A 12,143-nucleotide genomic window follows, 5' to 3' on the forward strand; every position below is an offset into this window, starting at 1 on the left:
CCGACACGGGGAGGTAGCGGGTGCCGGACGTCGACGGGTTCGACGAGTTCTACCGGGGGAGTCGACAACGGCTGCTCGGTTTCGTCTACGCCCTCACCGGCGACCGGGTCGAGGCCCAGGACGCGGTGCAGGAGGCGTACATCCGGGCGTGGCAGCGCTGGTCGACGATCAGCGGGTACGACGACCCGGAGGCGTGGGTGCGGGTGGTGGCCAGCCGTATCGCGGTCAGCCGCTGGCGCAGCCTGCGCAGTCGCGCCCGCGCGTACCTGCGCCACGGGGCGACCGAGACCGTGCCCGGGCCGGGCACCGACACGGTCGAGGTGGTCGCCGCGCTGCGTCGACTGCCCGAGGAGCAGCGCACCGCCATCGCCCTGTACTACCTGATGGGCATGCCGGTCGCCGAGGTGGCGCGGGAGACCGCCGCCCCGGTGGGCACGGTCAAGGCCCGACTCTCCCGGGGGCGTACCGCGCTCGCCGGTCTGCTCGCCGTCTCTGATCTGGAGGAGGCAACCGATGCGTGACGACGACCTGGCATTCGTCGAACGGGTCCACCGGGACCTACGTGACGTCAGGTGGCCGGAGCCCGAGGAGATCCGGGCGACCGCCCGCAGGCGTAGGCGTCGCACTGTCGCGTTGGCGGCGGTCGCGGTGCTCGCGGCGGTGACCGGCCCGGCGTACGCCATGACGGAACGCACGTCGGCTCCGCCGACTGCTGCCTTGCCTGCGGCGACGCAGAGCCCCGCCCGGGCGGAGATCCCACTTGACTCCCTGCTGACTGTCACCGAGGTGCCGGTGAAGAGCGCCGTGCAGCTCGGCGAAGCCGGCCTCGGTGAGGCCGTCCGGTTGGACCCGACGCTGCAGAGGTGCGGCGACGACCGGGGCGTGCCTGGGGTTCCCGCGTACTCCCGTTACTCGCGGTCGCAGACCCTGTTGTCGCCGACGAAGGACGGCGCCGCGCCGGTGCGGGTCGAACTCAGCCAAGACGTCTACCGCCTCGATCCGCTGGTGGGCGCGCGAGTCTTCACTCATCTGAGGGCGCTGCTCGACGCCTGCCCCGAGTGGCATCTCGCCGAGTCCATCGTGGTGGCGGGCGAGACGACGCCGAACGAGAGCAAGCACGCCTGGGAGACGGCGGCGAGCAACTTCGCAGGTGACGAGTCGATTCTGGTGCGCCACGTGCCGTTCGCTCCCCGTGGCCCGGCCTCCGGAAGGACGCTGCAGCGCTCCAGGCCGTTCGGGATGACCGTCGTGGTCCGGGTAGGCGACCTGATCACGGTACTGGAGCCCAATCCGGACCTGGGCCTACGCGACGCGGATCTTGAGGCGCTGGGCCGCACGGCCGCCCGGCGAATGTGTGCCGCCGCGAACCCGGCCTGCTGACCCTTCTTGACCCGCACAACATCAGGGATGTCGCTGCCTCCCGGGGCCGGGAGGCACTTTCCCCGAAGTTGCGCGGACCAAGCGAGCAGGGCGTCGCGCCTCAGAGCGGGATGTTGCCGTGCTTCTTCGGCGGCAGGGTCTCGCGCTTCGTGCGCAGGACCCGTAGCGCCCGGACGATCTGGGTGCGCGTCTCGTGCGGCGGGATCACCGAGTCGACGTACCCGCGCTCGGCGGCCACGTACGGGTTGGCCAGGGTGTCCTCGTACTCGGCGATCTTCTCGGCCCGGACCGCCGCCGGGTCCTCGGCGCCAGCCAGCTCCGAGCGGTAGAGGATGTTGACCGCGCCCTGCGCGCCCATCACGGCGATCTGCGCGGTCGGCCAGGCGAAGTTCAGGTCCGCGCCGAGGTGCTTGGAACCCATTACGTCGTACGCCCCGCCGTACGCCTTGCGGGTGATCACGGTGACCTTCGGGACGGTCGCCTCGGCGTACGCGTAGATGAGCTTGGCGCCCCGGCGGATGATGCCGTCCCACTCCTGGCCGGTGCCGGGCAGGAAGCCGGGAACGTCCACGAAGGTCAGCACCGGGATGTTGAACGCGTCGCAGGTGCGCACGAACCGGGCGGCCTTCTCGCTGGCGGCGATGTCCAGGGTGCCGGCGAAGTGCATGGGCTGGTTGGCCACCACCCCGACCGGGCGTCCCTCCACCCGCCCGTAGCCGACCACGATGTTCTGCGCGTAGAGCGGCTGGACCTCCAGGAACTCCCCGTCGTCCAGGACGTGCTCGATGACGGTGTGGATGTCGTACGGCTGGTTCGCCGAGTCCGGGACGAGCGTGTCCAGCTCGCGGTCCTCGTCGGTGATCGTCAGGTCGGCGGGGGCCTCGAAGACGACCGGCTCGTCGAGGTTGTTCGACGGCAGGTACGACAGCAGGGCCTTGACGTAGTCGACCGCGTCGTCCTCGTCGGTGGCGAGGTAGTGCGCGTTGCCGCTGCGGGTGTTGTGCGTGCGGGCTCCGCCCAGCTCCTCCATGCCGACGTCCTCGCCGGTCACCGTCTTGATCACGTCGGGGCCGGTGATGAACATGTGCGAGGTCTGGTCGACCATCACGGTGAAGTCGGTGACGGCCGGGGAGTAGACCGCACCGCCGGCGCAGGGCCCCATCACCAGCGAGATCTGCGGGATGACCCCGGACGCGCGGACGTTGCGGAAGAAGATCTCCCCGTACAGGCCGAGCGACACCACGCCCTCCTGGATGCGGGCGCCGCCGGAGTCGTTGATGCCGACGACCGGGCAGCCGATCTTCATGGCGAGGTCCATCACCTTGACGATCTTCTCGCCGAAGACCTCGCCGAGGGAGCCGCCGAAGACCGTGAAGTCCTGGGCGAAGACGCACACCTGCCGGCCGTCCACCGTGCCGTAGCCGGTCACCACGCCATCGCCGTACGGGCGGTTGCGCTCCAGCCCGAAGGCCGTGGACCGGTGCCGGGCCAGTTCGTCCAGCTCGACGAAGGAGCCCTCGTCGAGCAGCATCTCGATCCGCTCGCGGGCGGTCTTCTTGCCCCGGGCGTGCTGCTTCTCGACCGCACGCGCCGACCCGGCGTGCACCGCCTCGTCGACCCGGCGCTCCAGGTCCGCCAGCTTGCCCGCGGTGCTGTGGATGTTGGTCCCGGTCTCGGTAGTCACCCAGGGAATATAACGATGGTTCAGGTCGGTGCTGCTGTGCAGTACGCCTCAATACCTCCCGTGGCCACCGCCGTAGGCTGACGGGATGCCGGGCTCCCCGTACACCGATCTGGACCGACCGCCGCTGTCGGCGGCCCGGCTGCGGCGCGCGCTGGTCGCGCCGAACGGGCCGTGGGCCCGCCTGGAGCTGTACGCCGAGACCGGCTCCACCAACGCGGACGTGGCCGAGGCCGCCGCGGCGGGCGAGCCGGAGGGCCTGGTGGTGGTCGCGGAGCGGCAGACCGCCGGGCGCGGCCGGCGCGGCCGGGTCTGGCAGTCACCGCCGCGCGCCGGAATCGCCACCAGCGTGCTGCTGCGGCCCGGCGAGGCCGTGCCGGACCGCGGCTGGGCCGCGGTGCCGTCCACCGGGTACGGGTGGCTTCCGCTGCTCGCCGGCGTCGCGCTGGTCGAGGCGGTGGCCCGGTTGGCCGAGTTGGAGGCCGCCCTCAAGTGGCCCAACGACCTGCTCATCGGCGACGCCAAGTGCGCCGGCGTGCTGGCCGAGGCGGTGCCGGGGCGCTCCTCGGCCCAACCGCCGGCCATCGTCCTCGGCGTCGGCCTCAACGTGACCCTGCGCGCCGACGAGTTGCCGGTGAACCCGACCGGGCTGCCGGCCACCTCGCTGCAACTGGCCGGTGCGGCGGCCACCGACCGGGATCCGCTGCTGCGGGCTCTGCTGCGGGCACTGGCCGACTGGTACGACCGCTGGCGTGCCGCCGGTGGGGACGCCGTGGCCAGCGGCCTGCGCGACGCCTACCTGGCGGCCTGCGCGACGATCGGCCGCGAGGTACGCGTCCTGCTTCCCGGCGGCGACGACCTGACCGGCACCGCCACCGGTGTGGACAACGACGGCCAGCTCCAGCTCACCACCCCCACCGGAACCCGCGTCGTCGCCGCAGGAGACGTGCTCCACCTGCGCTAACCCGCCCCGCGCCCTCCGCCCCCGCGATCGTGCGGTCTCTGTCGTGGCGTGACGGTCTCAGGCCGCGTGACGGCGACCGAAAGTGCAAGATCGCGGAAGGCGGAGTGGGGCCGCGTGGCGGATGTTGTGGCGGGGCTTGGGGGGTTTACGGTCGGCGCGTCGAGTAAAAGGCGTTGGAGGTTGTCGTGGCGTTTCCCGAAGACGTGCTCACGAAGGACGAGCACGTCGTGCTGCACCTGCACCCGCACTGGAAGGCGCTGATCCGGCCGATCGCGGTGCTGGTGCTGGCCATCGCCGCGGTGGTGGTCGGCGTGCTCCTGCTGCCCGAGAGCAGCGGTGGTTCGATCGCGCTGGCCGTGATCGGGGTGATCGCCCTGGTCGCGGTCCTCTGGCTCGGTCTGTGGCCGTTCCTGGTCTGGCGTACCACCCACTACCTGTTCACCAACGAGCGCGTGCTGTTGCAGCAGGGTGTCTTCTCCCGGGACCGGCGGGACCTTCCGCTCACCCGGATCAACGACCACTCGATGAACCAGCACTTCTTCGAGCGGCTGCTCGGCTGCGGCACCCTCACGATCGAGTCAGCTGGTGAACGCGGCCAGTCGGTGCTCGCCGACGTGCCGGGTGTCAGCCGGGTGCAGACCACCCTCTACGAGCTGGTCGAGGCACAGCACGACAAGCACTCGCTGGGCGACGGGGAGATGCGCGACATCCTCGCCGACATGCGTGAGGGCAAGCCGCTGCGCGACACCACGACCTGATCCCGCTCAGCGCTGACCGTCCCGGCCCGAGCGCCGGGGCGGTCAGGCGCGTTGTTCGACCACGGGCCCTGCGGCCGCCGACGGCCGTCCGGCCTCGGACGGCCCGCCCTTCGACGACGCGGCCTCGGCTGGCCCGTTCTCCGACGGTCCGGCCTCCGCCGCTCCGGCCTCGGCTGGTCCGTTTTCCGGCGGGCCGCTCTCGCCTGGTGTGGCCTCGGGGTTCGTCTCGACCGGGCGTAGCGCGAACCAGCCACGGAAGCGGGTCCGCAGCACCTCCTGATCGGGCCGGTTGTCCGGGCCGAGGCGGAGCATGGTGCCGGTGAGGATGACGGTGCCGAGCCCGGGGCGGGCGTCCGACGGGCGGGCGCCCATCACGTCGACCCGGACGGCGAGACGGTCCCCGGCGCGTACCGGGGCGAGCCACCGCAGCTCCTCCAGACCGGGGGAGGCGTCCGCCGCCGCGCGGGACAGCAGGTGATCGACGTACGCCCGCATGAACAGGCTGACCGTGTAGAAGCCGCTGGCGATCACACCGCCGTGCCGACTGGCCTCGGCCAGCTGTGGGTCGACGTGGTACCACTGCGGGTCGAAGCGACGAGCGAAGGCCAGCATCTCGTCGCCGTCCACGGTGACCGTCCCGAGATCGACGGTGAGCCCCGGGACGAGATCCTCGAAGAACAGCTCGGCGGGCGCCCCGGTGCCGGAGCGGATGGCGGGAGGCGTCACCGGCGGGGCGCGCGACGGGTGCCGGCGTGCAGCTCCGCGGCGAGTTCCGCGTCCAGGTCAGCGGGGAGGCCGGCGGTCATCGGTGTGGGCCGTTGCTGGGCGGGAGCCGCGCCGGTCGGGCCGGGCGTCGCGTCGGGGCGATCGCTGGACTCCGCCTCTTCCAGCTCGGAGACGGATTCGGCCAGCTCGGCGACCGGGTCCATCTCGGCCATGGTGTCCCACTCGTCGCGGGGGATGTCGTGCCAGGTGGGCTCGGCCTTCGTCTCGTCCTCGGTCGGCGAGACAGGCTGGAAGACGAAGGTCCGGTACGACCAGAACCGGAAGAGCGTGGCCAGCAGAACACCGGCGGTCTTCGCCACGTTCAGCGCCAGCAGACCGTGCACGCCGAGCCCGTACTTGGCTGCGGCCACGGCACCCAGTTCGATGAGCAGGCCGGCCCCGTTGAGCAGGAAGAACAGGACGTACTCCCGACGAAGCGCCGATTTCGGGCGATCCCGGTACGTCCAGTGGCGATTCATCAGATACGACGTGATCGTTGCGACGACGGTCGCGATCACGGTCGCCTTCAACTGACCGTTGACGAAAACGGTAAGTGCAAGGACATTGAACACCGCGTAATTGATGACGGTGTTGATGCCGCCGACGATGCCGAATTTGAGCGCCTCGTGGATGAACTTCTGCCAACGCTCAGGCAGCAGACGGACAAGACGCATGCGAAACACCTTAGGGCAGTCGGTGAAGCCGGCGATCACCGGCCGGACGAGGTGGGCGGCAGGTCACGCACCGTGGTCTCGGTCGTGCTCCGCCTGCGGAACGGTCGGAGTTCCCGCTTCGACGAAGACGAACCGCCGGTAGGACCAGAATCGGAACAGTGTCCCGAGGCCCGTGCCGACGACGAAGCTGGCGATGTTGTCGGCCAGTTGCGTCTGGAACACGCCCGGCCAGATGCTGCCGAGCCCGTACCGGCTGATCGCGAGGCAGGCCACCGCGATGCCGAGGCCGACGGCGTTGAAGAAGAAAAACAGCGCGTACTCCCGCGCGGGGTTGCTGCGCTGGCGGTGCCGCCAGGTCCAGAACCGGTTGCCGAGGAAGGCGAAGGTCGCCGCGAGCACGGTCGAGATCGTCTTCGCCGTCAGCTGCTCCATGCCGCGCGCGGTGGTCAGGTAGTTGAAGAGCGCGAAGTCGATGAGGAAGGCGATCCCGCCCACGGTGGCGAACTTGCTCAGCTCGCGCACGAGGTGACCGAAACGGTCGAGCAGTCCGCGGACCAGACCCGGTCGGGTCTGCCGGGGACCCGGTTGCTCCCCGGTCATCGTGGCGGCCACGGGGCGAGCCTACCGGCTGTCGGCCAGTCGGCGGGGTAGCAACGGCGACCGGACATCGTCGCTCGTGCCGGCCCTTTCGCCCGGTACGCCGCAGTTGAACGCAGCGTGACCAGAGGGGAGGACTGACGCGCCCCGGAACGGGAATCCCCGCACCGGTCGGCCGGGCGGGTTGGCGGCCCGACCGCCAAGCGCGTCGACCGGGGGTGCACGACAAGATTTGCGTGAAACTGCGCAGGAAAGCGGGTATCAGATCGTGATGCCGCAGCGTGGCCGTACCTTGTGCAGTTCTTCACAACCAGTCCCACTGACTCGGAAGGCTGCCCGGTTTACGCTGAGGCCAATCCCAGGTTTCCACGAAGGCGGCGCATGGCGTCGCTGACACTCGTGCATCCCATAGATCGGTCAGCGTCGACCACAAGGAGATGTGTCATGGTTGCTCCGGCTGTAGTGCGGGGTATCGATCAGGCCCCGACGTCCCATCCGAAACTGCTTGCCTGGGTCCGTGAGGTCGCGGAACTGACCACCCCCGACCGGGTCGTGTGGGTGGACGGGTCGGACGAGGAGTGGCGGCGCCTCACCGATGAGCTGGTCGAGGCCGGCACCCTCATCCGGCTGAACCCGGAGAAGAAGCCGAACTCGTTCTACGCGCGCACCGACCCGACGGACGTCGCCCGGGTCGAGGAGCGCACCTACATCTGCTCTGTCGACGAGGCGGACGCCGGCCCCACCAACAACTGGATGGCGCCGGCCGAGATGAAGCGGACGATGAACGAGTTGTACCGCGGCTCGATGCGCGGGCGCACCATGTACGTCATCCCCTTCGTGATGGGCCCGGTCGAGGCCGAGAGCCCGATGTTCGGCGTCGAGATCACCGACAGCCCGTACGTGGTCGCGTCCATGCGCATCATGACCCGGATGGGCGCGAAGGTCCTCGACGCGATGGGGGACGACGCGGACTTCGTGCACGCGTTGCACTCGATCGGCGCGCCGCTCGCCCCCGGTCAGCAGGACGTGGCGTGGCCGTGCAACGAGACCAAGTACATCTCGCATTTCCCGGAGACCCGGGAGATCTGGTCCTTCGGCTCCGGCTACGGCGGCAACTCGCTGCTCGGCAAGAAGTGCTACTCGCTGCGGATCGCCAGCGTGATGGGCCGGGACGAGGGCTGGCTCGCCGAGCACATGCTCATCCTCAAGATCACCTCCCCCGAGGGCAGGGTCCACCACATCGCCGGCGCCTTCCCGTCCGCGTGCGGCAAGACCAACCTGGCCATGGTGGAGCCGACCATCCCGGGTTGGAAGGTCGAGACGATCGGCGACGACATCGCCTGGATGCGGTTCGGCCCGGATGGCCGGCTCTACGCGGTCAACCCGGAGTACGGCCTCTTCGGCGTCGCGCCCGGCACCGACTGGAAGACCAACGCCAACGCCATGCGCACCCTGGACCGGGGCAACTCCGTCTTCACCAACGTCGGCCTCACCGACGACGGTGACGTCTGGTGGGAGGGCATGGGTGAGCCGCCCGCGCACCTGATCGACTGGAAGGGCAACGACTGGACGCCGGAGAGCGACGGCCTGTCCTCGCACGCGAACAGCCGGTTCTGCACCCCGATCACCCAGTGCCCGATCCTCGCCGACGAGTACTTCGACCCGAACGGCGTGCCGATCGACGCGATCCTCTTCGGCGGACGCCGCAAGGACACCGTCCCGCTGGTGACCGAGGCCCGCGACTGGGTGCACGGCGTCTACATGGGCGCCACGCTCTCCTCGGAGACGACCGCCGCCGCGTCCGGCGCCGTCGGCGTGGTTCGGCGGGATCCGATGGCGATGCTGCCGTTCATCGGCTACCACGCCGGTGACTACTTCCGGCACTGGATCGAGATGGGCAAGGGCGCCGACGGGGACGAGGCGAAGCTGCCGAAGATCTACTACGTCAACTGGTTCCGCAAGGACCCGGACGGCTCGTTCCTCTGGCCGGGCTTCGGGGAGAACTCCCGGGTGCTCAAGTGGGTCGTCGAGCGGATCGAGGGCACGGCCGACGCGGTGGAGACCCCGGTGGGCATGGTGCCGACCGCCGACGCGCTCGACGTCGAGGGCCTGGACATGACCCCGGAGGACGTCCGGATCGCGCTGAAGGTCGACCCGGAGGAGTGGCGCAACGAGCTGCCCCTGATCACCGAGTGGTTCGAGAAGTTCGGTGACAAGCTGCCCGGCGTGCTCTGGGCCGAGTTGGACGCGCTGCGCGCCCGCCTGGATGCCGTACAGCCGCAGCGCTAGGTGTGAACATCGCCCGCCGCGGGCAACAAGGAATCCCATGAGGACGGCCGCCGAGACCGAGGTCCGGCGGCCGTCCGCCGTCCGGGTGCTCACCTTCCTGCTCGCGACGACGGCGGCGGCCACCGTCGTGGTCGAGCTGCTCAACTGGTGGTACGCCCCGGAGCAGGGCTTCGGCCTGGCCGTGCGCACCGGTTGGGCGATGCTGCGCTCGTTCGGCTTCCTGCTGCTGATCGGGCACGTCCGCCGGGGCCGCACGGTGGCCCGTCCCTTCGGGCTGATCCTCGGGGTCACCACGATCTTCGCCGTCGGCCGGCTGATCGTGCCCCGGCAGGGGGTGCCGCCGCTGCCCGGGCTGCTCGGCTTCGGCGTGCTCACCGCGCTCTGTGTGGCGGTGGTGTGGATGCTCTACCGCTCGTCGGCGCTCGCTGGGCATCTCGTCCGGCACCGGCCGCGGCTCGTCATCGACAAGGCCGGCATCTCCTGGCGGGAGACCCCGCCGCGTCGGCCGCAGGCCAGCGGTTGGCTGCTGACCAGCCGAGTCGCGGCGTTCACCTACAGCCCGCTGATGCTGGTGCCGGCGCTGGTGGCCGGAGGCGCGATCCTGGACGACCGTCTGTCCGCCGTACCGGCCGTGCTGTTCTGGTTCGGCGCCGGCATCGCGGCCAGCTACGCGGTGCTGTTCTGCACCGCGTTCCTGATGCGCGGCAAGGACTGGGCACGCGGCCTGCTCGTCGTCGTCACGCTGGCCGTCCTGGCCGTGGACCTGCCACTGTGCTGGTGGCTGCTGGGCGTGGACGGCCTGATCCGCGACGGCGCCCCGCTGCTCGCCGCCGCCGCGCTGGCCCTGTACGGCCTGCGCCGGGCGGCCCGCGCCCCAGACGCCGCCGCCCCGGTCTGAGAGCCCGGCAGACTAAGCCCCGGGTTCGAGCGGTGCGCGACCTGAGAGGGGGTTGGCAGGCACTGTCGAGCTGCCCCGGATATGGACCGGCTCTGTGGTTGGCGTGGTTTGGCGGGTGGTGTCGGGTTGCCTCGGGGTGTGGGCTGGCTTTGTGGTTGGCGGGGGTCGGCGGGTGCTGTCGGGTTGCCTCGGGGTGTGGGCTGGCTTTGTGGTTGGCGGGGGTCGGCGGGTGCTGTCGGGTTGCCCCGGGTGTGGGCTGGCTTTGCGGCTGGCGGGGGTTTGGCGGGTGCTGTCGAGCTGCCCCGGATATGGGCCGGCTATATCCGTACCCCGTGCATGCCGATCCGGCAGTGGCGGGGATCTGGCGCCTGGGTGGGCGGCGGGCGTGGCTCCGGCCGTGATCGACTCGGGATCGCCGAAGTCGGGGTGATCGGGCGACGTGGACCCCCGATATCGGCGATCCCGAGTCGATCAATGCCTGACGGCAGCCATCGGAGCCACTCTGCCCCACCAACGGGGCAGCTCGACAGGCAACGCAGCAGGCGGCGAGGGGGTGGCACTCCGGACTCGCCGCTCCAGGCGTCCGCTTCGTCGCCACCGTTTTGTGGCCGTCGCTGCGGGGCTGCCAGTTAGTGGCCGCGCGACCGTCGCCGCCGGTCTGGGGCCGTCGGTCTCGGGCCGCCGGTCTGGGGGCCGCTGGTCTGGGGCCTGTCGGTCTGGGGCCGCCGGGTCGTGGCCGCGCGACCGCGACCGCCGGTTCGTGGCTGCCTTCGGGGCTTGGGGTGTTCGGCTCGGCGAGGTCGTTCGGCTTCGGTGCGGCCCGGCCGTGCGGCAGCGGTGCGGGCGGGCGGGCAGGGGGCAGGATGGCGGGTGATGTCGGTCACCGTGGCCGGTGTCGACGGCCCAGGTGATCGCCGGGCGGGACGGGTACGAGCCGCGCCGCCCCGGTCGGAGGGAGGCGCGCGGTGAGCGACGAGTTCGACGTGGTGGTGGTGGGGGCGGGGCCGGCCGGGGCGGCCGCGGCGCTGACGGCGCGCCGGGCGGGCGCCAGTGTCTTGCTGCTGGACCGGGCCGACTTTCCCCGGGACAAGGCCTGTGGCGACGGGATCGCCGCGCACTCGGTGGACGTGCTCGCCGAGCTGGGCGTGACCGAGGCGGTGGCCGGCTACGCCGCGCTGCCCGCGCTGCGGATGGTCTCCCCGGGCGGCCAGGCGGTCGCTCGGGCGCTGCCCCGGCCGGCGTACACCGTGCCTCGGGAGGTCTTCGACGCGCGGCTGGTGGCGGCTGCGGTGGCAGCCGGCGCGCAACTGCGCCGGCACAGCGTCCGCCGGGTCCAGCCGCGCTCCGACCGGGTGGTGCTCGACGGGGAGCTGTCCGGCCGGGTGGTGGTGGGAGCGGACGGCGCCGGGTCGGTGGTGCGCCGGGCCCTCGGCCACCCGGTGAACCCCGACCGGCACCTGGCACTGGCCATCCGGGGTTACGCCCCGGCGTTGCCCGGCCCACCCGAGCAGCTCATCGTCACCTCGAAGGCACGCTGGCCGGCGTACGCCTGGTCGTTCCCGATCGGCGACGGGCGGGCGAACGTCGGGTACGGGGAGGTGCTGCGCGGCGAGCCTCTGAGCCGGGCGTACCTGCTGGACCGGCTGGCCGCGCTGCTGCCCGGCACCGACCTGTCGACGGTGACCGCGCTGCGCGCCCATCATCTGCCGCTGTCCACGCACCGGCCGGCACCGGGCCGGGACCGCACCCTGCTGGCCGGCGACGCCCTGTCGCTGATCAACCCGTTCACCGGGGAGGGCATCTTCTACGCGCTGCTCTCCGGTGCGCTGGCCGGCGCCGCGGCGGCCCGGGCGCCCGAGGCGGCGGCGCGTCGCTACGCCGTGGGCCTGCGTCGTCGCCTCGGCACCCACCTGCGGCACAGCTCGGTCGCCGCATGGCTGGCACGACGGCGGCGGGTGGTCGACGCGGCGGTCCGGGCGGCCCGCCGGGACGACCGCGTGTTCGACGATGTGGTCGAGCTGGGACTCGGCGACGGGCGGCTCACCGCCCGTACGCTGGGCATGATCGGCATCGAACTGTCCGGCGGGGATCGGCCTCCGAAGGGGTGATCCCGCTGGCGGGTCGCTACGCTGCTAGG

At 71.3% G+C, this 12,143-nt stretch carries 10 protein-coding genes and 1 pseudogene; 7 read left to right on the forward strand and 4 right to left on the reverse strand.

From position 1 onward, the window contains the following. Nucleotides 1-20: 20 nt before the first annotated feature. On the forward strand, nucleotides 21-521 hold the full coding sequence (locus ABZU53_RS00225; protein WP_266248870.1) for a SigE family RNA polymerase sigma factor: 501 nt from the start codon (nucleotides 21-23) through the stop codon (nucleotides 519-521). Continuing rightward, complete coding sequence (locus tag ABZU53_RS00230; protein WP_354854067.1) at nucleotides 514-1,380, forward strand: hypothetical protein; 867 nt, start codon at nucleotides 514-516, stop codon at nucleotides 1,378-1,380. Before ABZU53_RS00225 ends, ABZU53_RS00230 begins: the two co-directional genes overlap by 8 nt. Nucleotides 1,381-1,480: 100 nt before the next feature. Here ABZU53_RS00230 and ABZU53_RS00235 read toward each other — a convergent pair whose 3' ends face one another. Continuing rightward, nucleotides 1,481-3,064, reverse strand: coding sequence for an acyl-CoA carboxylase subunit beta (locus ABZU53_RS00235; protein WP_234589112.1), 1,584 nt, complete (start codon nucleotides 3,062-3,064; stop codon nucleotides 1,481-1,483). A gap of 85 nt (nucleotides 3,065-3,149) precedes the next feature. Here ABZU53_RS00235 and ABZU53_RS00240 point away from each other — a divergent pair, with 85 nt between their 5' ends. Both ABZU53_RS00240 and ABZU53_RS00245 read left to right on the forward strand, forming a co-directional pair. After that, nucleotides 3,150-4,025 (forward strand): biotin--[acetyl-CoA-carboxylase] ligase, encoded by an 876-nt coding sequence (locus ABZU53_RS00240; protein WP_354854070.1) that lies wholly within the window; start codon nucleotides 3,150-3,152, stop codon nucleotides 4,023-4,025. Nucleotides 4,026-4,210: 185 nt separating this feature from the next. Further along, nucleotides 4,211-4,783 carry a PH domain-containing protein gene (locus tag ABZU53_RS00245; protein ID WP_354854073.1) on the forward strand — a complete coding sequence of 191 codons (573 nt, stop codon included), beginning with the start codon at nucleotides 4,211-4,213 and terminating at the stop codon, nucleotides 4,781-4,783. Between the two features lie 42 nt (nucleotides 4,784-4,825). Here ABZU53_RS00245 and ABZU53_RS00250 read toward each other — a convergent pair whose 3' ends face one another. The 3 genes and pseudogenes from ABZU53_RS00250 to ABZU53_RS00260 form a co-directional block, all read right to left on the reverse strand. Further along, on the reverse strand, nucleotides 4,826-5,509 hold the full coding sequence (locus ABZU53_RS00250; protein WP_355062923.1) for a MaoC/PaaZ C-terminal domain-containing protein: 684 nt from the start codon (nucleotides 5,507-5,509) through the stop codon (nucleotides 4,826-4,828). Then, nucleotides 5,506-6,222, reverse strand: a complete 717-nt coding sequence (locus tag ABZU53_RS00255) for a GtrA family protein (RefSeq protein WP_355063213.1) — start codon at nucleotides 6,220-6,222, stop codon at nucleotides 5,506-5,508. Before ABZU53_RS00255 ends, ABZU53_RS00250 begins: the two co-directional genes overlap by 4 nt. A gap of 63 nt (nucleotides 6,223-6,285) precedes the next feature. Further along, a pseudogene (locus tag ABZU53_RS00260) lies at nucleotides 6,286-7,127 on the reverse strand (GtrA family protein). 136 nt (nucleotides 7,128-7,263) lie between these two features. Here ABZU53_RS00260 and ABZU53_RS00265 point away from each other — a divergent pair. The 3 genes from ABZU53_RS00265 to ABZU53_RS00275 all read left to right on the forward strand — a co-directional run bounded on the left by ABZU53_RS00265 (nucleotide 7,264) and on the right by ABZU53_RS00275 (nucleotide 12,114). Then, nucleotides 7,264-9,108, forward strand: a complete 1,845-nt coding sequence (locus ABZU53_RS00265) for a phosphoenolpyruvate carboxykinase (GTP) (protein ID WP_355062925.1) — start codon at nucleotides 7,264-7,266, stop codon at nucleotides 9,106-9,108. Between the two features lie 37 nt (nucleotides 9,109-9,145). Further along, on the forward strand, nucleotides 9,146-10,006 hold the full coding sequence (locus ABZU53_RS00270) for a hypothetical protein (protein ID WP_354854082.1): 861 nt from the start codon (nucleotides 9,146-9,148) through the stop codon (nucleotides 10,004-10,006). Nucleotides 10,007-10,971: 965 nt separating this feature from the next. Further along, on the forward strand, nucleotides 10,972-12,114 hold the full coding sequence (locus tag ABZU53_RS00275; protein ID WP_354854085.1) for a geranylgeranyl reductase family protein: 1,143 nt from the start codon (nucleotides 10,972-10,974) through the stop codon (nucleotides 12,112-12,114). Nucleotides 12,115-12,143 lie beyond the last annotated feature (29 nt).

It is taken from the genome of Micromonospora sp. NPDC005194 (assembly GCF_040608335.1).
In the GTDB taxonomy this organism is placed as follows: domain Bacteria; phylum Actinomycetota; class Actinomycetes; order Mycobacteriales; family Micromonosporaceae; genus Micromonospora.